At 43.4% G+C, this 22,472-nt stretch carries 15 protein-coding genes; 11 read left to right on the forward strand and 4 right to left on the reverse strand.

Annotated features, from left to right (window positions below; all coding sequences use genetic code 11):
- Positions 1–955: 955 nt before the first annotated feature.
- Positions 956–1,867 (forward strand): polysaccharide deacetylase family protein, encoded by a 912-nt coding sequence (locus G1O98_RS09155; protein ID WP_163928520.1) that lies wholly within the window; start codon positions 956–958, stop codon positions 1,865–1,867.
- A 197-nt stretch (positions 1,868–2,064) separates the two neighbouring features.
- Here the strand turns inward: G1O98_RS09155 and gltB are convergent, their stop codons facing one another.
- Positions 2,065–6,747, reverse strand: a complete 4,683-nt coding sequence (gltB, locus tag G1O98_RS09160; protein WP_163928521.1) for a glutamate synthase large subunit — start codon at positions 6,745–6,747, stop codon at positions 2,065–2,067.
- 764 nt (positions 6,748–7,511) lie between these two features.
- On the opposite strand from gltB, the gene G1O98_RS09165 reads away from it, so the two are divergent.
- The 9 genes from G1O98_RS09165 (at position 7,512) to G1O98_RS09205 (ending at position 17,139) form a co-directional block, all read left to right on the forward strand.
- On the forward strand, positions 7,512–9,524 hold the full coding sequence (locus G1O98_RS09165) for a phosphodiester glycosidase family protein (RefSeq protein WP_163928556.1): 2,013 nt from the start codon (positions 7,512–7,514) through the stop codon (positions 9,522–9,524).
- Positions 9,525–9,848: 324 nt separating this feature from the next.
- On the forward strand, positions 9,849–10,268 hold the full coding sequence (locus G1O98_RS09170; RefSeq protein WP_163928557.1) for a cupin domain-containing protein: 420 nt from the start codon (positions 9,849–9,851) through the stop codon (positions 10,266–10,268).
- A gap of 228 nt (positions 10,269–10,496) precedes the next feature.
- On the forward strand, positions 10,497–10,826 hold the full coding sequence (locus G1O98_RS09175) for an iron-sulfur cluster assembly accessory protein (protein ID WP_163928522.1): 330 nt from the start codon (positions 10,497–10,499) through the stop codon (positions 10,824–10,826).
- Between the two features lie 125 nt (positions 10,827–10,951).
- A complete protein-coding gene (gene rpsL / locus G1O98_RS09180; RefSeq protein WP_012410236.1) occupies positions 10,952–11,335 on the forward strand; it encodes a 30S ribosomal protein S12 in 384 nt (127 codons plus the stop codon).
- Positions 11,336–11,862: 527 nt separating this feature from the next.
- Positions 11,863–12,333, forward strand: a complete 471-nt coding sequence (rpsG, locus tag G1O98_RS09185; protein WP_012410237.1) for a 30S ribosomal protein S7 — start codon at positions 11,863–11,865, stop codon at positions 12,331–12,333.
- Positions 12,334–12,471: 138 nt separating this feature from the next.
- Positions 12,472–14,550, forward strand: coding sequence for an elongation factor G (gene fusA / locus G1O98_RS09190; RefSeq protein WP_163928523.1), 2,079 nt, complete (start codon positions 12,472–12,474; stop codon positions 14,548–14,550).
- A gap of 23 nt (positions 14,551–14,573) precedes the next feature.
- Positions 14,574–15,803 carry an elongation factor Tu gene (gene tuf / locus G1O98_RS09195; RefSeq protein WP_100899834.1) on the forward strand — a complete coding sequence of 410 codons (1,230 nt, stop codon included), beginning with the start codon at positions 14,574–14,576 and terminating at the stop codon, positions 15,801–15,803.
- A gap of 179 nt (positions 15,804–15,982) precedes the next feature.
- Positions 15,983–16,300 (forward strand): 30S ribosomal protein S10, encoded by a 318-nt coding sequence (gene rpsJ / locus G1O98_RS09200; RefSeq protein WP_008232935.1) that lies wholly within the window; start codon positions 15,983–15,985, stop codon positions 16,298–16,300.
- 191 nt (positions 16,301–16,491) lie between these two features.
- Positions 16,492–17,139: an LON peptidase substrate-binding domain-containing protein gene (locus tag G1O98_RS09205; protein WP_114081149.1), complete on the forward strand. Its 648-nt coding sequence runs from the start codon at positions 16,492–16,494 to the stop codon at positions 17,137–17,139.
- Positions 17,140–17,231: 92 nt separating this feature from the next.
- On the opposite strand, the gene pheA is transcribed toward G1O98_RS09205, so the two are convergent.
- The gene (pheA, locus tag G1O98_RS09210; RefSeq protein WP_163928524.1) at positions 17,232–18,107 is read right to left on the reverse strand and encodes a prephenate dehydratase; all 876 of its coding nucleotides are present in this window, start codon (positions 18,105–18,107) and stop codon (positions 17,232–17,234) included.
- A gap of 627 nt (positions 18,108–18,734) precedes the next feature.
- Between pheA and G1O98_RS09215 the strand changes: the two genes are divergently transcribed.
- Positions 18,735–19,322, forward strand: a complete 588-nt coding sequence (locus G1O98_RS09215) for a DUF1997 domain-containing protein (protein WP_163928525.1) — start codon at positions 18,735–18,737, stop codon at positions 19,320–19,322.
- Between the two features lie 8 nt (positions 19,323–19,330).
- Here the strand turns inward: G1O98_RS09215 and G1O98_RS09220 are convergent, their stop codons facing one another.
- Complete coding sequence (locus tag G1O98_RS09220; protein WP_163928526.1) at positions 19,331–19,987, reverse strand: ribonuclease HII; 657 nt, start codon at positions 19,985–19,987, stop codon at positions 19,331–19,333.
- A gap of 8 nt (positions 19,988–19,995) precedes the next feature.
- Positions 19,996–22,155 carry an Rne/Rng family ribonuclease gene (locus tag G1O98_RS09225; RefSeq protein ID WP_163928527.1) on the reverse strand — a complete coding sequence of 720 codons (2,160 nt, stop codon included), beginning with the start codon at positions 22,153–22,155 and terminating at the stop codon, positions 19,996–19,998.
- Between the last annotated feature and the right edge of the window lie 317 nt (positions 22,156–22,472).

Here is a 22,472-nt window from a genome sequence, read left to right on the forward strand (position 1 = left end):
GCCTATATATATGTGAATTTTTCCGTAATTACACGGTGACAGTACATATTAAAGTGTACTATTAATAAGATATAAATCTCCATCATTATCGAGAAAAACATTAATCGACAAAAGTCATTAGCAATTTAGTCTAAAGTATCAGCATTAAAAATAGAATTAAACTGCCGATAAAATTATTTTTGCTAAATTGGTCAAAAGTATCTAGATTAACGAATAAGTGCCCCTTGGCAATGAGAAACTATATTGAATCAATTTTCGTCTGGTCTATTTCCTAGAAAGTACAAGGTAATATTCTGTCAGTTGAAAATTTAACTTTTTCTTAAAAAAGAAGCAATAGCAGCAGGCAGTAGAATATATCTTATCAACAATAGAACTAACAGTTTGCTAGACTCATTTTTGAAAGATACCCCGCCCCTTGTAAGTAGTTTTGTATGTTAATCACATAATTCGCTAAGTTGTATAATTTACAACTTTAGTGTCACAGTGTCTGAAGATAACAACTTCAGTCCGCGAAAACTGCAAATTGTATACGCGACAGTCTTGCTCATCTTATTTGTAAAGCTATAAAACTTGAAATGATAATGCTGCCTTCGCTGTGAAGTGAAAGACAGAAACTAATTCAGAACTCCTATTAAGAGGATTTTGGGGTGTGGCTAATTATCTAATTGTACTCCTTCTTAGAGCTAGAGGTAAGAATGTGGAAATGCAGACCTTGCCTTTTATAAATGGGTTGATATTACACAGTACTAAGTATTGTGTAAGCATTCATCCTCATTGAAATCTCAAGTATGTAGGTTCAGTTAAAGCCATATAGTCTATTGTGAATCTTCGTTAGCCACAATTCCAATTTTCAGAATTACCAGTAAGTAACTGGTATTTAAGATATCTAAAAAAATGTGCTATAACGTACCGTCATAACCGTGGTTGATGGTTGGATCTTTGAAGGAGCTATGAGGTGGAAAACAATAAGTCGTTTCTGTGGCCAGAAGGAATATTAATTGCACTGCTTGCTTTAGGTGGTGTTTTTAGCCTTGCTTTCATGATGCTTCTCAGACCAAATGCCTCAGAGGCTCAAAGTAGACAAAATATCGATGTCAAGGATGTGGCTGCAAATGTAGGAACTCAGCAGCGCATTGAGAAATTAAAGGCGGCCATGTTTACAAGTTGGCAGCAAGAAGCACAAACAAAAGGGCTATCCTACGCTGTGCCATCACGTTTTCAAGGGGCAATAATTGAAGAGGCAAAACTCACTCAGGGTGAAAAAGTGATTGCTCTCACCTTTGATGATGGCCCTTGGCCTGACACTACAGAGCAAGTGCTAGATATTCTGAAATCAAATAATATCAAAGGAACGTTTTTTGTTGTTGGGCAGAACCTAAAAAATTATCCAGAAATAGGAAAGAAAATTGTAACTGAAGGTCATGTTATTGCTAACCATACTTGGCATCACTGGTATCACTTTTTTAATCAACAAGCAGCAGCTTTTGAAATTGATCGCACAACAGACCTAATCTATCAAATCACAGGCGCTAAAACAAATCTCTTCCGACCGCCTGGTGGGAATCTGCACAATGGATTGTCTGCTTATGCTAGAGGACAGAAGTATGCTGTGATCATGTGGTCGGCTGACTCAACAGACTACAAATTACCGACTGTACCAAAGTTGATAAATAACGTAATTAAAGATTCAAAACCTGGTGGTATTGTGCTAATGCATGATGGTGGTGGGAACCGTTCTCGAACTGTACAAGCTTTACCAGAAATTATTAGCAACTTTAGAAAGCAAGGCTATCGCTTTGTGACTATTCCAGAACTTTTAGAAATAGAAGATACAGGTCAAAGGTTGCTTGCTAATAAAAAGCAATAATTATTAATTATGGTTAATTGGTCAATAATAATTGGCTAAAAACTAAAATTATATTTTTTGTTTAAAATACATTATTTTTGAATCACTTAAAAAAAGATTCCCCTTTATAAGGGGAATCTTTTTATATCTCTACTCTATTCTCAGAAGTAAGTTCAGGTGGCTGCCTTAGCAATCCAAAGAGATTTTCGCTGAAGTTATTAATGACTAGTTACTAAACTAAACTCAGTTGTTTTTTCAGGATTAGCTTCGGGACTATCAGCTTCAGAAGGTGGAACCAACTGCCAGAACTTCGGCAAAAATTCTTGCCAGTTTTGCAGAATTTTCTTCGCCTTTGGTGAACCAGTGCGTTCCGCATGAGTTTGGATTAACCCTTGCAGTTGTTTTGCACCTACTTCCGTAATCACCCGTTGGATTTTGACTATTTCCGGGTTGACTAACTCACGGAATGCGTCGTCTTCATCTAAGAAGTATGCTAGTCCACCAGTCATGCCAGCAGCAACGTTGCGTCCTACTTTGCCGAGGACGACAATTACACCACCAGTCATGTATTCACAGCAGTGATCCCCAGCGCCTTCAATCACTGCGATGCCTTTGGAGTTTCTCACCGCAAAGCGCTCTCCTGCTAAACCATTGGCAAATAAAACGCCACCAGTCGCACCATAGAGGCATGTATTACCAACTATGACGTTTTGTGATGCGTTATAGGTAGCATCAGTTGGAGGCTTGATGATGATTTCACCACCATGCATCCCTTTACCTACGTAGTCGTTTGCTTCTCCTTCTAAGGACAAACTTATACCGGGGAGGTTAAAAGCACCAAAGCTTTGTCCAACACTACCTATGAAGTTGAGATTAATTTGTCCTTCAAAATCACTGTCACCATATTGAGAAGCGATCGCTCCCGCTAATCTTGTACCCACTGTTCTGTCAGTATTGACAATAGAGTAAGTCTTAGTAACAGTAGATTGATCCCTAATGGCAGCCTTAATGTCAGAATCGGCAAGCAACTTGTCATCCAAAACCACACCGTTGCTGTGAACTTCTTCATGCACTAACCAGCTACGATTATCTCTGGTATCTGGCAGCTTAAGTAAACAATCAAGATTTAGTGATTGGGTTTTGGTAATTTTTGCCTCTTGGCGCAGTTTTAATAAATCTGCACGTCCAATGATTTCTGACAAAGAACGGTAGCCAAGTCCTGCTAACAAACTACGCACTTCTTCGGCAATGAAGTAGAAGAAGTTGACAACCTGTTCCGGTATTCCCGTAAACCGCTTGCGGAGTTCTTCTTTCTGGGAGGCGACACCCACAGGGCAATTATTCGTGTGGCAGATCCGCGCCATGATACAGCCTTCAGCAATCATGGCGATGGAACCGAAACCAAATTCTTCAGCACCCATCAATGCACCTATTACCACGTCCCAGCCACTCTTCAGACCGCCATCTACACGTAAAACCACGCGATCGCGCAGGCTATTTTCCATCAAAACCCGATGCACTTCACTTAAACCCAATTCCCACGGCGAACCAGCGTGTTTAATCGAGCTTAGTGGCGATGCACCTGTACCACCATCATGACCAGAAATCTGGATGATATCAGCGTTTGCCTTGGCGACACCAGCAGCGATCGTGCCAATGCCAACTTCTGAAACTAGCTTCACCGACACCTTTGCTTTAGGATTAATTTGGTGCAAATCAAAAATCAGTTGTGCCAGGTCTTCAATAGAATAGATATCGTGATGTGGTGGTGGCGAAATCAGCGTTACACCTGGCTTAGAACGCCTTAACATCGCAATGTATTGGCTGACCTTGGGCCCTGGTAGTTGTCCACCTTCTCCAGGCTTGGCACCTTGGGCAATTTTGATTTCAATTTGTTTGGCGTTGACTAGGTACTCTGGTGTGACACCAAAGCGTCCCGATGCAACTTGCTTAATAGCACTATAGGCTTTATCACCATTCCGCAATCCTTTTAAATGAGGTAGGGTTGGCGAGTTACCAGACTCGTCGACATCATCTAAAACTTTATAGCGCACTGGATCTTCGCCGCCTTCTCCAGAGTTAGATTTACCGCCAATGCGATTCATGGCGATCGCTAAAGTTTCATGGGCTTCTCTTGACAAAGCGCCTAAAGACATGCCGCCAGTGCAGAAGCGTTTGACAATCTCAGCTACCGACTCTACTTCTTCTATAGAAATTGGAGTACGTTCGCCTTGGAAATCTAGCAAGTCTCGCAATGCGGTTACTGGTCTGCCTTGGAGGTGCTTTTTGTAAACTTCGTAGTGGTCATAGTTTTTGCCATCTAGAGCCTTATGCAGCGCCTTGACCATTTCCGGGCTATTCATGTGGTACTCGCCGCCAGGACGATACTGTACAAAGCCCAGGTTTTCTAACTTCTTGGTCGTTAGTTCTGGGAAAGCCTTGCTGTGGAAGGAAAGTACTTCATCAGCGAGTTCGCTAATACTCAAACCACTAATGCGGGAAGTCGTACCACGAAATCCTAGTTCGATTAAATCTCCACCAATGCCAATAGCTTCAAAGATTTGGGCTGCTTGATAGCTGGAGAGCAGAGAAATTCCCATCTTGGAGAGAATTTTGAGCAAACCTGACTCTACCGCTTTGCGATAGTTTCCTAAAGCTTGTTCTACAGTAAGGGTGGGAATTTTTTGCACCCCCATTAACTTTTGGGTTCTGGGATCAATGCACCAATCACGCACTGTATCTAAAGCCATATACGGGCAGACTGCACCAGCCCCATAGCCAATCAGACAAGCAAAGTGATGAGTACTCCAGCATTGGGCAGTATTAACAATTAGGGATGTTTTCATCCGTAACCCTTCCCGAATTAGGTGATGATGTACAGCACCAACTGCTAACAGGGGAGGGATGTAAGTATATTCTGTGGTGATACCGTCACTTACCTTATCGGTTAAGATTAAAATCTTTGCACCTGCTCGGACTGATTCAGCTGCTTGTGCTTGTAAAGATTCGACTGCGGCTTTCAATCCTTCAGGGCCGTTGGCGATCGCAAATAGAGTTGACAACTCAGCTGTGGCAAATCCCGACAACTTAATCGCCTCTAATTCACCATCCGTTAACACTGGCGACTCAAGTTTTAATCTCCGAGCATATTCTGCTTTGGGTTCTAATAAGTTACCTCGTTCACCCAATTCGACTTTCAAAGACATCACTAGCTTTTCCCGCAGGGGATCAATTGCCGGGTTTGTCACCTGAGCAAAGCGCTGTTTGAAGTAGTCATAAAGCAGGTGGGGTTTTGTTGACAGCACTGCTAAAGGAATATCATCCCCCATACAGAAAGTCGGCTCTGAACCTGCGATCGCCATTTGCTGAATCACCATTTCGACATCTTCTGTGGTGTAGCCAAAGGCGGTTTGAAGTTGAAGCAAGGTTTGCTTGTCAATTGTCACTTGTCCTTGGTCATTTGTCATTTGTCCTTTGCCATTGCCATTTGCTAATGACGGATGACCGACTAATGACTTTAATTCTTGACGGTACTGTTGCAGCCATTCACCATAAGGGTGCTGCTTGGCAATGCGCTGCTTAATCTCCCAATTCTTCAGTACTTCATGGTTGACTAAATCTACAGCAATCATTTGCCCAGGGCCGAGTCTACCTTTCTCGACAATATCGGCTTCTGGAAAGTCCACTACACCAGCTTCGGAAGCTACAACAATGTAGTCATCTTTGGTGATTAGGTAACGAGCTGGTCTTAAGCCATTCCGATCTAATGTTGCACCAACTTTTTTGCCATCGCTGAATACTAAAAGTGCTGGCCCGTCCCATGCTTCTTGCAAACCACTGTAATATTCGTAAAAATCAACAATTTCTGGAGATTCACGCAAAGAAGGCTGATTTTGGTAAGCTTCTGGAACCATAATCATTAAAGCTTCCAAGGGGGTGCGTCCAGAACACACCAGTAATTCCAGTACGTTATCTAGGGTAGCTGAGTCGCTGTTATCAATATGAACTAATGGCTTGAGTTCCTTAATGCGATCGCCCCATACAGGATGATTCAGGCTAGCTTCTCGTGCCATCATCCAGTTGATGTTACCCAATAAGGTATTAATTTCGCCGTTGTGACCCAAAAGCCGCATCGGTTGAGCTAGGGGCCACTTGGGCATCGTGTTGGTACTAAAGCGGCGATGATAGACAGCAAAGGCGCTTTTGTAAGCTGGATTTTTTAAATCTTGATAAAATTCTCCCAATACGGCAGACCGCACCATGCCTTTGTAGACAATTGTGCGATTTGACAACGAGCAGATATAAAATTCTTCTGAGATATTCGTTGCAATTTTACTAATTCGGCGGCGGGTAATATACAATTGTCGTTCCAATTCATCGCCGCTTTTGTCAACAGAAGCTAACAAAACTTGTTCAATTTGGGGTTGATTTTCTCTTGCTTGTACACCCAATAAATCAGATTGCACTGGCACTACTCGCCAACCCAGTACAACTAATTTTTCTTCAGTAGCTACTTGCTCAACTGCCGCTCTAGCTTTTTGTGCTGCTTCCTGGTCTTGTGGGAGAAATATCATCCCCACAGCTATATTATTGGTGGATGGAAATTCCTTCCCTCTTTGGGCAAAGTCTTGTTGGAACAAATCCCAAGGGATAGCTGTCAGTACTCCAGCCCCATCACCAGAGTCTTGATCGGCGCTACAACCTCCCCGATGTTCTAAGCAGGTTAGAGCAGCTAGGGCTTTTTCGACAATTTCGTGGCTGGTATGATTTTGACGATGAGCAATAAAACCGACACCACAGGCATCTCGTTCTTCTACTAACCACTTTTGCCCCTGATAGGTATCTCTTGAGTTGATATTTGCTGTGATTTTCTGCTCTTGATTCATCGGTTGATTATTCATACCCTGTTCCTGAAGTATTGAGTTACCAATTTTGCCACTACTTACGGGAAAAATTTCTAAATTCCACGATGGAGAAATATATAAGCACCGAAATTTAGGGAAAAAAAATTTTAACTTCGGTTTTACTTTCTTAGTTTACCCGTGTTAAAATAGTTGCGTATTTTTTATGTATTTATGCGGTGTCAGACAATTTACCTCCGCCAAGAGATGATTATTGTCCTGACAGTTTCTTTTTTATATTCTGAAGCTAAGTATTTTTTCAATTCCCTTTTTCCAGATGCACGGTAGCTATCCACAGAGCCTATTTCGGCTCGCCTGAAACCAAACTCAATGCTGTCTTATGTTTTAAAGCCAAACTCATCCCGATCCGGCAATAAAATCAGCGTATTACAATATATACCCATTTGACAATTCCCAAATATTTTTGTTGTTGTCTGGATTTTTGCTGCTTACCAGTTGCTATATTACTATTAACCAGACCTCACTGAAGTAGCAACATTCAGTCAGGATTGACTATCTTAATCCAGTTTTGATAACCAAGACTACCGTGTATAGTGTGGTTAGGATTAGTGCCAGTTAAAACACTTCATTGCAGTGGCTTTAGCTTCTAAATTTATTTCTGTTTAAAAGAGATGACTACCCAATATATATAATAGCATCTTTTTTAATAAATAAAGTCATATTTTTTTAATATTTTCAAATAATTAGTTAGTTTATACCTTGGGGTGATAGTTTTCAAAAGTACCTAGTAAATTATGGTAAAAATGCCGAGTTGTTGCCAATCAGGGATTAGCGAACGCAGATTCTTCCGGGCTACTGTGTCACCAATACTTTTAACATTACTGTGTTTAACCACTACTGGTGCTAGCAACGCCCAAGAGTTGCCAAAAAACAGCAAATCACTGATCTCTCAGTCACCTGCACCTCCTTTAACAGGGATGGTATCCTCTGGGAATCAAATTTCCCTCAATGGTCGTACTTTACCAGGAACTTGGTTACAACGGCCGGGAAAATCTGGTCAGGTGACAACTCATCTCAGTGATGGGGTATTTAGGCAATTAATTGGAGTAAATTTCTTAAACAGTAGTAGTTCAGCGAAACAACCAATACAGTGGTTTTCGGCGGTGACAACGCCACTGGTTTTAGCCACCAGGCTAGTAGGAGCATATCGCTATCTGGATATCACTAATTTTGCTCAAACATCTGGATGGCAAATCCAAGCCAATGGGAACACCTTGGTGATTGTTACTCCAAAGGCAGAAATTACAAATATTGTTCAGAGCCAGGAACCTCCAGAGGCAAGTGCCCCTTTGCAACAAACCCGCATACTTGTAAATTTAGATCGGCCGACTCCCTGGCAAGTTGCACAAGGATCAGCGATCGCAAAACCGCAAACTCCATCTTCCGATCCAGACACACCAACCCCAAAACCCACTACACCGCCAAATCGAGAGTGGACAATTACCCTGGATGGAATAGCCGATCCAGTTTTGATAGAACGCTATACTCCCCAGCCACCAGCAGCAGCACCAACATTGCTACCAAACCTGCTCAAACAATTATTACCAGTTACACCAACACAACCAATACCACCAGCCCCTGAACCACTTATTCAACAAGTGCAGGTGGTGAAAAACCAAACGATTATTAGTCTGAGCGTTCCCTTTGGTCTATCGCCTCAAGTTAAGACTGTCGCTAACCCCAATCGCCTGATTATCGATATTCGACCCGATCCTCTAGAAGAACGAGATATTACTTGGGCCCCAGGATTACGCTGGCGACAGCATTATGTCAATTTAGGTACAGAACGTTTTCCAGTGGTTTGGTTAGAAGTCAATCCCCGTAAATTTGGGCTAACCTTGAAACCTATGTGGGTTAGTCCTGATGGGCTTGGGGGTACTGCTCCCTTAATTCAAACAGCACAACGTTACTTAGCAGTAGCTGGAATTAACGGTGGTTATTTTAACCGCAATAACAGATTGCCATTGGGTGCGATTCGTCGGGATAGTCAGTGGTTATCAGGCCCCATTCTTAACCGAGGTGCGATCGCTTGGAATGATTCAGGTCAATTTTACTTTGGTCGTCTCACCTTAGAAGAAACTTTAATTACGGCAAATGACCAGCGCTTACCAATTTTGTTTCTTAATAGTGGCTACGTCCAGAGTGGCATTGCCCGTTACACCCCAGTTTGGGGAGCAACTTACACACCCTTAACGGATAACGAAATTATCCTAGTGGTACAAAAAGACCAAATTACTCAGCAGCTACCAGGCGGCAAAGTTGGTGGGACGGCCGTTCCCATTCCCCAGGATGGCTACCTACTAACTTTACGCGCTAACGCTGCTAGCGCTGTGTCACAGTTACCGATTGGAAGCGCAGTACGTATTTCTAGCAGTACTACTCCCACTGATTTTAGTCGTTATCCCCACATTATCGGAGCCGGGCCGCTATTAATCCAAAATCGTCAAATTGTCCTTGATGCCAAAGCTGAAAAATTCAGCAATGCCTTTATTGCAGAAAAGGCTATTCGTAGCGGTATTTGTACAACTGCAACAGGCACACTGATGATTGCTGCCGTCCATAATCGTGCTGGCGGTTATGGCCCTACATTGGCAGAACATGCCCAATTAATGCAACAGATGGGATGTGTGGATGCCTTAAATCTGGACGGCGGTAGTTCTACCAGCCTTTATTTAGGAGGGCAACTACTTGACCGATCACCTAGTACTGCTGCTCGTGTTCATAATGGAATTGGTATTTTCCTGAAACCACGTTAATCAGGGATTAAAGAGTAGGGAGTAAGGGAGCAAGGGAAAAGAGTTTTGTCCTCAGCAAGAGCAACACCCCGCCCCTTTGCCTCTTTTCAATTCCCAATGCCCCATCTTTTTTTAAAGTTTAGAACAAGCTGCTGCTTTGCTTAATGAAGACTTAGTGTAAACCTAAGAGTTTTAATAGTGATGGTTTACACCATCAGGTTTGATTTTGTTATGTTTATCAAGGTGCGACAAAATTGCTGATTTTCAACGTTGCAACATAGCGCCAGATTTCTTATCAATAGTTAAGAGTACAGACGGTTTGTTATGTCTTCAAATGAGGTAATTATGGCTCGATATCAAGAAACTACACAGACTGACACTCCACACCTACCTTCAACTATCACTTCCAGAGGCGTTGCTGCAACTGAGTTACGTCCTTGGGGTGCTTTTACAGTTTTGGAAGAAGGGCGCGGATACAAAATTAAGCGCATCGAAGTTAAGCCCGGACACCGCCTCAGTTTACAGATGCACCACCACCGCAGCGAACACTGGATTGTTGTCTCAGGTACAGCTAGAGTAACTTGTGGCGAGAAAGAAGTATTACTGAGCAATAATGAGTCAACTTATGTACCTCAATGTACATCTCATCGTTTAGAAAATCCTGGCGTGATTACCTTAGTGTTAATTGAAGTGCAAAATGGCGAATACTTGGGAGAGGATGACATTATCCGCTACCAAGATGACTATGCCCGAACTAAGGACTAAAGCTCTAATCTAAAAACTGAATACATTTTTGTGCCAATCGTCTTTGCGAACCACTGCACCCCAGAAGTCCCTACCTAGTTAAGGTGGGGAATGAAGTTTGTTGTGCTATAAATGTAGTAATAGCGATTGTGCTCATGGCTTCGGTAATTTGGGATTTTCGAGAAGCAAGAGTTAACCCATCTGTCTGTAAAATGAAAATGGGGTATCCAATTGCAAAAAACGAGTTCCATGATTCATCTGAGTCAAGCAGCCGCGAGTGAAATTGGGCGAATAAAGTCCAAGCAGCAGCCAAATGTCTTGTTTCGATTGGCAGTAAAACCAGGTGGCTGTTCTGGGTTATTTTATGATATGTCCTTCGATGAAACGATAAAAGTTGGCGACCAGGTTTTCAACTTGGACGAAATTCAAGTACTCATAGATGCTACAAGCTTAAATTACCTCAACGGTTTGAGGGTAGATTATTCAGAAGACTTAATGGGTGGTGGTTTTCGCTTCCACAATCCCCAAGCGATCGCAACCTGTGGCTGTGGCAATTCTTTTTTGACAAGCAATCAATAGTCCTTAATTAGCGATCGTTTGCTAATAACAAAGGAAAAATTACAATTGACATAAAACACTAAAAAACGATATAATCAGGATTTGTTAAAACTTAGACATATAAGCAGCTTTACGCGCTGTAACTCATGCCAACAATACAGCAGCTAATACGTAATGAGCGCGAGCAAGCGCGTCAGAAAACCAAGTCCCCGGCTCTGAAACAATGCCCTCAACGTCGAGGAGTTTGTACCAGAGTATACACGACCACACCCAAGAAGCCTAACTCAGCTCTACGCAAAGTAGCAAGAGTCAGACTGACATCTGGATTTGAAGTCACAGCTTACATTCCAGGTATTGGTCACAACTTACAAGAACACTCAGTTGTGATGATTCGTGGTGGTCGGGTTAAGGATCTACCAGGCGTGAGATACCACATTATCCGTGGCACCCTAGATACAGCCGGAGTTAAAGACCGTAAACAAGGGCGTTCCAAGTATGGAACCAAGCGTCCGAAAGAAGCGAAAAAATAGGATTAGGCGATTAATCGCACCCAACACGGTTAATCGTCTATCTTACGAAGCGCCCAAGGACAAAAAACTATCAGGGTATGTGTTCTAAGAGCAGTTATGAAAGCTGCTCAGTCTGTTAAAAAAAATCAAGCAAGCTACACCTACACTAAGCGAGCAAGTGTAGAAGTTCTGAGGAGAATGCTGTAACCCACAGCAGAATTCTAATCTGGACATTAAGGTTTAGAATCTTGTCACCTTAAGTATTTAATTGCAGGTAGCAAGTCAATGAATTTTAGATTTTAGATTTGCAATTTTGGATTGGTCGAACCCACAAGGGGATGAGGCTTACAGACTTTTGATTTTTTCCAATCCTTGTGGTCGGAACGTCTACCAAAAACTCTAATCCAAAATTGGCAGTCAATAGGTCAGCCTTGCTGCAACAGTCGAAAACAAAATTGAAAAAGTCTGAGGGTTGGGTTCCACAGCTTTTAGTTTCCGGTGTCTGATAGCATATAATTTCGTTGCCAATTCCGAATTAAAGGTGAAGTATGTCTCGTCGTGGTGTTATTCAAAGGCGCCCAGTTCCGTCTGACTCTGTATATAACAGTCGCCTTGTGAGCATGATTATCAGGCGGATCATGCGTCATGGCAAGAAATCACTTGCCGCACGAATTGTTTATGAAGCATTGAAAACTATTGAGGAACGCACTGGTAATGGTGCTTTAGAAACCTTTGAAAGAGCAGTGCGAAATGCCACACCTTTAGTAGAGGTGAAAGCTAGGCGAGTAGGTGGAGCAACCTACCAAGTACCAATGGAAGTGCGTTCAGAACGGGGCACTACCTTAGCACTGCGTTGGTTAGTGCAATATTCCCGGTCTAGACCAGGCCGGACAATGGCAAGCAAATTGGCAAATGAGTTAATGGATGCTGCTAACGAAACTGGCAATGCTATTCGGAAACGCGAAGAAACGCACCGGATGGCGGAAGCTAACAAAGCATTTGCCCACTATCGTTATTAAGTAGAAAAGCGATATATCGCCTTGCCGAAGCGGTATATCGTGGATTTACAAAAAAAAGACGGTTTTCCGTAAAAGTATAGAATCTTAACAAAGAGTAATATACAAGATATCATGAGGCAAAAACTATAGGAGGTAGCTGTGGCACGCACGATCCCGCTAGAGAAAGTACGCAACATTGGTATTGCGGCGCATATAGATGCGGGCAAAACAACAACAACAGAGAGAATATTATTTTACTCTGGGATAATTCATAAAATTGGCGAAGTTCATGAAGGAACTGCCGTCACAGACTGGATGGAGCAAGAGCGGGAGCGGGGAATTACCATTACTGCTGCTGCTATTAGTACCAGTTGGAAAGATCATCAAATTAACATTATCGATACTCCAGGTCACGTAGACTTCACAATTGAAGTTGAACGTTCCATGCGCGTGTTGGATGGTGTAATCGCAGTATTTTGTTCTGTGGGCGGCGTGCAACCGCAGTCTGAGACAGTGTGGCGACAAGCAGAACGCTACAAAGTTCCTCGGATAGCCTTTATCAACAAGATGGATCGCACCGGAGCGAACTTTTATAAAGTTCATGACCAAATTCGCGATCGCCTGCGGGCGAATGCGATCGCTATTCAACTACCAATTGGTAGTGAGAATGACTTCCAAGGTATCGTTGACCTAGTAAGGCAGCGTGCGTACATTTACGCCAATGACCAAGGAACGGATATCCAGGAAACCGATATCCCGGAAGAATTGCAAGCGCAGGCAGACGAATTCCGCACCAAGCTCATAGAAGCCGCGGCAGAAACCGACGATGCTTTAATGACTAAGTACTTCGAGGGCGAAGAACTTACAGAACAGGAAATTAAGACTGCTCTGCGTAAAGGCACAATTGCGGGGACAATCGTACCAGTACTTTGCGGTTCAGCATTCAAAAACAAAGGCGTGCAGTTAATGCTGGATGCTGTTGTAGATTACCTGCCAGCGCCAAGTGAAGTACCGCCAATTCAAGGCTTACTGCCCAATGGCGACACTATTGAACGACGGGCTGATGACAATGAACCCCTAGCAGCTCTGGCATTCAAGATTATGGCTGACCCTTACGGTCGCCTGACATTTGTTCGCGTTTATTCTGGTGTCCTGAAAAAGGGCAGCTACGTTCTCAACGCTAGTAAGAATAAAAAAGAACGGATTTCCCGCTTAGTTCTTATGAAGGCAGACGATCGGCAAGATGTCGATGAATTGCGAGCTGGTGATCTGGGAGCAGCTCTGGGTTTGAAAGACACCTTAACAGGTGACACGCTCTGTGATGATGGATCGCCAGTAATTCTGGAATCCCTATTCATTCCTGAGCCCGTGATCTCGGTGGCGGTTGAACCCAAAACCAAGAACGATATGGACAAATTGTCCAAAGCTCTGCAATCTCTCTCAGAAGAAGACCCCACCTTTCGTGTTCGCGTCGATCCCGAAACAAACCAGACCGTGATCGCGGGAATGGGAGAGCTACACCTAGAAATTCTAGTAGACCGGATGTTACGAGAATTCAAGGTGGAAGCGAATGTAGGTGCGCCACAAGTAGCTTACCGAGAAACAATTCGGAAAGCTGTGAACAAAGTTGAGGGCAAATTCATCCGCCAAAGTGGTGGTAAAGGTCAATACGGTCACGTTGTGATCAATTTGGAGCCTGGAGAACCCGGTACTGGCTTTGAATTCGTTTCCAAAATTGCTGGCGGTACAGTACCTAAAGAGTACGTTGGCCCCGCAGAACAAGGGATGAAAGAAAGTTGTGAATCCGGTGTTCTAGCTGGATATCCATTGATTGATGTTAAAGCGACGCTAATTGATGGGTCATACCACGATGTAGACTCTTCAGAAATGGCTTTTAAAATCGCTGGCTCAATGGCGATGAAAGAGGCTGTGCTGAAAGCTTCACCTGTCATCTTAGAGCCTATGATGAAAGTTGAAGTTGAAGTTCCTGAAGACTATATGGGGAACGTCATTGGCGACCTCAACACCCGCCGAGGGCAGATTGAAAGCCAAAGCACCGAAAAGGGACTCGCTAAGGTAACATCCAAAGTTCCACTGGCGAGTATGTTTGGCTACGCCACTGATATCCGGTCAAAAACGCAAGGTCGGGGTACCTTCACGATGGAGTTCAGCCACTACGAAGAGGTGCCTCGCAGCGTAGCTGAAACTATCATTGCAAAAAGCAAAGGGAACGCTTAGTTAAAATAAGGAAATGAGCATTCATGGCACGCGCAAAGTTTGAAAGAAATAAGCCCCACATCAATATCGGTACAGTTGGCCACGTTGACCACGGTAAAACTACCTTGACAGCAGCCATTACCATGACCTTGGCAGCTATGGGTCAGGCTGTAGCTAAGGGCTACGACCAAATTGATAATGCCCCAGAAGAAAAGGCACGGGGTATTACCATTAATACCGCTCACGTAGAGTATGAGACTGCAAGTCGGCACTATGCTCACGTAGACTGTCCAGGACACGCTGACTATGTGAAGAACATGATCACCGGTGCTGCCCAGATGGACGGAGGTATCCTCGTAGTTGCTGCTACCGATGGTCCTATGCCCCAAACCCGCGAACACATCCTGTTGGCAAAACAGGTAGGCGTTCCCAGTCTGGTTGTCTTCTTGAACAAAGAAGATTTGATGGATGACCCAGAACTCTTGGAACTAGTAGAACTAGAACTGAGAGAACTGCTTTCCAGCTACGATTTCCCTGGTGACGACATCCCCATTATCAAAGGATCTGGTCTGCAAGCTCTAGAAGCAATGACCAAAAATCCTAAGACCCAACGCGGTGAAAATCCTTGGGTAGACAAAATCTACGAATTGATGGATGCTGTAGATTCTTACATCCCCACTCCTGAGCGGGATGTTGATAAACCCTTCCTGATGGCTGTAGAAGACGTGTTCTCAATTACAGGTCGTGGTACTGTCGCCACCGGTCGGATTGAGCGGGGTGTAGTCAAAGTTGGCGATAACGTTGAACTAGTGGGTATCAGAGATACTCGCGCCACTACCGTAACTGGGATTGAGATGTTCAAGAAGAGTCTCGACCAAGGTATGGCTGGGGATAACGCTGGCGTACTACTCCGGGGTATCCAGAAGGCTGATATTGAACGGGGTATGGTCATCGCCAAACCTGGTTCGATTAAACCTCACAATGAATTTGAAGGTGAGGTGTATGTCTTAACAGAAAAAGAAGGTGGTCGTAAGACTCCATTTTTCGCTGGCTACCGTCCCCAGTTCTACGTGCGGACAACTGATGTAACTGGTACCATCAAAGCCTACACCTCCGATGAAGGCAAAGAAGTAGAAATGGTGATGCCAGGTGATCGCATCAAGATGACAGTAGAATTGATCAACGCGATCGCGATTGAACAAGGAATGCGCTTCGCTATCCGCGAAGGTGGACGCACTATAGGTGCTGGTGTCGTCTCCAAAATTATCAAGTAGCACCTTTTTGCTCATAACAAAGGAGCAGAGATGGTATGATTCCTCTCTGCTCCTTTCTCTTCCCTCTATAAATAAGGTAATAGGTTACAGGGGACAGGTAATAGTTTTCTGTAACCTTTACCCTGTAACCTTTAACCTGTAAATAATCCCCTAATTACGCAGAACCTGGAAAATTAAAGATGGCAACTCTACAGCAGCAGAAAATTAGAATTCGCTTACAGGCTTTTGACCGACGCTTATTAGATACATCTTGCGAGAAGATTGTAGACACAGCTAACCGCACCAACGCTACAGCCATAGGCCCAATTCCTTTACCCACAAAACGCCGGATCTATTGTGTGCTGCGATCGCCTCACGTAGATAAAGATTCACGGGAACACTTTGAAACCCGTACCCATCGCCGGATTATTGACATTTACCAGCCCTCTTCTAAGACTATAGATGCTCTGATGAAATTGGATCTACCATCGGGTGTGGATATTGAAGTCAAACTTTAATTAGTCATTAGTCATTAGTACTCAGACAAAGGACAAAAGGCAAATCAAATTAGTATGAATTTTTACATAGCCCTGAAGAAATATATCTCAGGGCTTTTATTTAGCTAGGAAACAGATGATAGAATATAGACAAAATACGGGAAAAGCAGAGAAAAAGAAATTTTAAAGATTAAGTTTATACCAAGGTAACAATGACATCATCTTCTAAAATTGCAGTTCGTGAACTACCTCTGTTCCCGTTACCCGAAGTAGTTCTGTTTCCTACTAGACCATTACCTTTACACATCTTTGAATTTCGCTACCGAATCATGATGAACACGATTTTGGAGAGCGATCGCAGGTTTGGTGTTTTGATGTTCGATCCAGTCAAAGGTACAATTGCAAACACTGGTTGCTGTGCAGAAATCGTTCATCACCAACGGCTGCCAGATGATCGAATCAAGATGTTGACATTAGGGCAGCAAAGATTTCGTGTATTAGAGTATGTTCGTGAAAAGCCATATCGCGTTGGCTTAGTTGAGTGGATTGAAGACCAACCACCAACAAAAGATTTGCATCCTTTGTCAACTGAAGTAGAACAACTACTGCGAGATGTTGTGCGTCTATCAGGTAAATTAACCGAACAAAATATCGAACTGCCAGAAGATTTGCCCGATCTACCAACAGAACTATCTTATTGGGTAGCCAGTAATCTTTACGGTGTCGCCGCAGAGCAACAGTTATTGCTAGAAATGCAAGATACTGCAACGCGTCTAGAGCGGGAAGCAGAAATTTTAACTTCTACTCGTAATCATTTGGCAGCTCGCGCTGTTCTCAAAGACACCTTTAACGAAAAGTGAGAAGTGAGGAGTTTAGGAGTTAGGAAAAATAACAAAAAATACAAGATCGACAACTTATAATTTATATTGCCTAACTGATAACTCCTAACTTCTCAAGTAAAAGTGCTGATCGGCAAAACATTGTAAGCGCCAAGAATTTTTAAAATCTCTGTGTGGATAGTTAATTCTGCTAAAGCATATTGCATTTGTGCTTCCTTGACATCTGCTTCTAAATCCATGAAAAACAAATATTCGCCTAGTGATCGCTTCGTCGGACGAGATTCAATCCGGCTGAGGTTAATTCCTAGTTGAGCAAAGATTTGCAAAGGTTTGACTAATGCTCCGGGTGTGTTAGCAGGCATACTAAAAGCTAGCGATGTGTGACTGGTAGGCACTTTTGATGTCTGGTATCCAGCATTTGCTTCACCCTGACTTACTACCCAAAAACGAGTACAGTTTTCTGGATAGTCGTTAATACCAGTGGCAAGTATCGGTAAATTGTAGAGTTGAGCAGCTCTACTAGAAGCGATCGCTGCTGTTGTTGTTTCTTGCTCCAATCGCTGTAGTGCTTCGGTTGTAGAATTGCTGGGAATAATCTGTACAGTCGGGAGAAACCGCTCTAACCATCCCTGACATTGTGCCAAAGCTTGCGGGTGAGAGTAAACAGTTTTAATCTTATCTAAACCAGAGGCGCAGGAAATTAAGGTATGGACAATGGGTAATACCAAAGCCAACTGAATTCGCAAACTGTCTAACTGCCACAGTGTATCCAGTGTTGTGGTAACACTCCCTTCAATAGAATTTTCTACTGGCACAACAGCCAGGTGAGCTTGACCATCAGCAACGGCGTGCAGTGACTGTGAGATGGTGGGATAGGGAGATAAGGTAGCTTCATCTCCCGTACTTTTAGTCAACCAGTTGACATAAAGAACAGCTGCTTGTTCTGCGTAAGTACCGGGAGGCCCTAAATGTGCGATCGATAGAGTCATGCCTTTAGCCTTGAGTTGTGACTTTAATGTGTAAACAGAGATTATGATATTTTGGCTTTGACAAATATATTCAATATTTATTATTAGTAAAAACTGTTATCTCTAAAATTTACCCACTAAACGAATAGTCCTGAATATGTATTTAGGAAAACAAATTATGAAAACTAGCCTTCTACCAGATAGATTTTCTGGCAGTTTTTTTGGCGAAATTGCTCTGAAACCTTCAGAGCAATTATGTTAGTTTTTCACCAAATAAATATTCACATTCTTTACTTTGTGTCAAGAGTTAAATCCTAATCTTAGCCCTTTCAAGGTAACTCGTAAAATCTCTTATTTTTTCTCATCGGTCTCTGTGCCTCTGCGGTTTAAAAGTATTTTTTTTAACCACAGAGACGCAAATGGCACAGAGTATAGAGCTTAAAGAGGAATTTATTGACCAAAATTTTTACCCACCTTGAAAGGGCTAATCCTAATCTATATTTCTTAAACTAAAGATAGTAATGAGCGTACCAAATTTTTGCTAATGCTGTATAGCTGATAAGCAACTCTAATTTTGCTCTTTTCTAATAATCAGATTTAAGTTGTTAAAAAATATTAAAATTAAGAGACAGATATTTTTATCCGCTCATGGCTACCCGGTTTACTGCCTCCCAATCGGTTGAAATCGCTGTTCCAGAGCAGCCTATTCACATTCAGCACTACTTGCGTCAGCCTCAACGTCTGGTTAAGGCTTTGGCTGACAACACCCGAACTCAGCAGCTTTCTGAGGAAGTATTTCGCTTGAAAATGCGTCCGCTCACTTTTATGTCATTAAGCATTCAACCGACTGTAGACATGAGAGTTTGGGCAGAATCAAATGGAATAATTTATTTGCGATCGCTAGGCTGTGAAATATTGGGTTTCGAGTATATTAACCAGCGCTTTGCCCTTAATTTAAAAGGGCATTTGTCTCCCAAAGAGTTTAGTACTGGCACTCGTCTGCAAGGAAGGGCTGATTTAGAAGTGCTGGTGGATTTACCACCGCCATTTTCCTTTACTCCTAAGCCAATTTTAGAAGCTACTGGTAATGGTTTGCTCAAAAGCGTACTGTTGTCGGTTAGGCAAAGGTTATTAAATCAACTTTTGACTGATTATCGCTACTGGGTGATATCACAAACTAAAGATAGAAGACTTGACAGTGACAGCACCGAATTGCCAATCTTGAATGCTGAGTAATCATTTAATCACTCAGCGTTCAGTACTTTGATTTGGCAAGGACGAAAAGACTGACGATGTAGGGGCGATGGCCCGTATTGTTGCAGAGCCAGCAAATGCCGTTGGCTACCATAGCCCTTGTTACGCTCTAGGTTGTACATAGGGTATTTCAATGCTAGACGCAGTACCAAATCATCACGCCAAACCTTGGCAACAATACTAGCAGAGGCAATAGCGAGCGATCGCTCATCTCCCTTAACTATTGTTTGTTGTGGCAATAGCAAGTCTTTGATTGACTGATTGCCATCAACCAAGCAGATTGCAGGCTGTACCTTTAACTTCAGTACAGCCCGCTTCATTGCTAATAGTGTCGCTTGCAAAATATTTATCTTGTCAATTTCGGCAGTAGAAGCAAACCCAATTTTCCAGTCTATAGCCAGCCCACAAATTTGCTGTGCTAGCTGAGTTCTCCGAGAACTAGACAACTTTTTACTGTCTTTAATTTTAGCTGCCATCAGTATTGGCAAAGCATGATCTGGTAGGATCACTGCTGCCGCTACCACCGGGCCAAATAGAGCGCCTCGCCCTACTTCATCCACACCTGCAACCAATCCTGGAATCCCTGACAAGGTAGAAAACTCCAGCCAATTGGATTGTTCCAAGGGCGTTGGTGATGTTTCTACCATAAAGCAAATTAATTATCCTCGATCGCTGAGGAACGACGGCGGCGACGGCGGCTAGCAGTGGCGGCGCTGTTCGCATCGCTTTCATCTGCGATCGCATTGGCGGCGCTGCTTGAATCACTTTCATCTGCGATCGCTTTGACGGAGGCTTTTGCAGACAAGCTTTCAGAAGGATTGGCAGTCAACTCAGATGGTTCAGCTGTCTCTTCTATTAAAGATTTTTGTTCTGGCTCAATAACTTTTGGTATTGGTGACTTGGTTGCAACTACTTCAGGTGGTACTTTTTGGGCAATAGGTGATTCTGAGAGAGATTCAGTGGGAGTTGTTCGCACTTGACCAGGCTGAATCACGTTAATAATCACAGATTTGGTATTCTTAACCTCTTGCTCTAACTTCACCAAGGGAGATATTCCCATCAAGGCAAACATATCCTGTTCCTGGAGGCTCATTTCTACAGTTCTAATCTCCGGTGGTTCTACCACTGGTTTAACTGGTTCTGGCTTGATAACTTTAGCACGCTCTACAGTGCGCTCTACTCTTTCATTCCAACCTGGTTTACCAAGGGTGGGTGAGGGAATTTCTGGTGTAACTCCTAATTCTGGTTCTATATCAAGGTCTAAATCTGGCTCGTTGACAAAAGCTAATGGATTGGCAATAACCCGAGATTCATCTTTCCCATTTAACCCATTAATGCCAATTCGACTACGGCGAGTACGGGTACGACGCTTATTATCATTCAGTTCTTGATAACTAGGATGATTAATCAGATTTAAGTTAGTCGATTCCGAGTCGCCGTCAAATGCTTCCCCAAACCCGTCGTATGTTTCTCGTGGTTCCGGGACGCGGGCGGATGGCTGACGTGGTTCTCGGTGAGGTAGGGATACAAAACGCTCACGTTCTGGTGTTTCTGCTGGTATTGGTAATCGGTTTTCAAGTTCTCCAGGCAGACGCACAGTATGCCCTAAACCGCCACAGGTGGGACAAGTTTCACCAAACAATTCGTAAATATTTTGACCCTGACGTTTGCGGGTCAGTTCTACTAAACCCAGTTCCGTAAGTTGAGCAATCTGGGGACGAGCTTTGTCTGCTTTGAGTCCTTTATTAAAGTGTTCGAGAACTTGCAGTTGGTCACGTCGGGATTCCATATCAATGAAATCAACGACAATCACTCCGGCAATATTCCGCAGACGCAACTGGCGAGCAATTTCTGTTGCAGCTTCACAGTTTGTCCACAAAACTGTTTCTCTGGCTGTCGCCGATCGCGTGAAGGAACCTGAGTTAACATCAATTACGGTTAAAGCCTCCGTTGGCTCAATGATGATGTAACCGCCAGAAGGTAGGTCTACTCTTGGTTTCAGAGCTTCTCGAATAGCAGCACTGATGCGGAAGTACTCTAAAATTGGGGAGCGATCGCGGTGATGGTCAATCAACAATCCTTGCGGTGTTTGACCGCCACTCCAATTCTGCAAGTACTGCTTCACGCGCTTCAAACCAGTACTGGAATCTACGACAATCCGATTGACATCCGCGCCGTACATATCCCGCAATACGCGCTGGATAAAGTCATCGTCTCGGTTGAGTAGTGCTGGGGCACGGGTAGAATGCGCTTCCTGCTGAATCGCCTCCCATTGCTTTTGCAGCAACTCCAAATCTTCCATAATCGCTTCTTCTGGTTTGCCTTCGGCTTCTGTACGCACGAGCAAACCCATTCCCGCCGGTTTTACCAAAATCGCTAGTGCCCGTAAGCGGTTGCGCTCACTTTCACTTTTAATTCGTCGGGATAAATTTACGCCCCTACCATAAGGCATTAGTACTACGTAGCGTCCAGGTAAGGTGATATTACCCGTGAGCCTGGGCCCTTTTGTTCCCGTTGGCTCTTTCATTACTTGCACCAAAACTTTCTGCTGTGGTGCTAATAGTTCTGTAATGGCTGCTGCGGTACGCTTTAGCTTCAATGGCCCCAAGTCGGTGACGTGAATAAAACCGTTGCGCTCTGGGTCGCCAATATTCACAAAAGCCGCATCTATCCCAGGCAATACGTTTTCTACTACTCCTAAGTAGATATCACCTATTTGATGATGACCGGTAGCAACAACGAGTTCCTGTATTTGATCTTCGGAAAAGACAGCAGCAATTTGGTGCTGCTCCGCGATGATAATTTGTTTTGGCATTCAATTTCCTCAAAAATTGGCAGCACCAATAGGTCTGGAGGTTTGTTATACCTTTGTTGCCCTTGCAACCCTCAAAAGGCGCTACTGATGATAAAAATCGCAAACCTGATGTTCTAAGTTAAATAGCTATTGGCGCTCTTAAGAGCGTTTTCGCGGCGGATTATTCCAGAACGGCTGCATGTTTAAGCAATTAAATCAACCATCTATGGTTGATTTGCAATGCAATACTCTCAATGAAGAGAGTTCTGAGTTGAAAGTTATAAATCCTGAGTGAGTTTTTAACTCAGGAAGCTTTTTTTGAGAGTAACCTACTGAAG

Source organism: Nostoc sp. UIC 10630, assembly GCF_010747425.1.
Lineage (GTDB): Bacteria > Cyanobacteriota > Cyanobacteriia > Cyanobacteriales > Nostocaceae > Nostoc.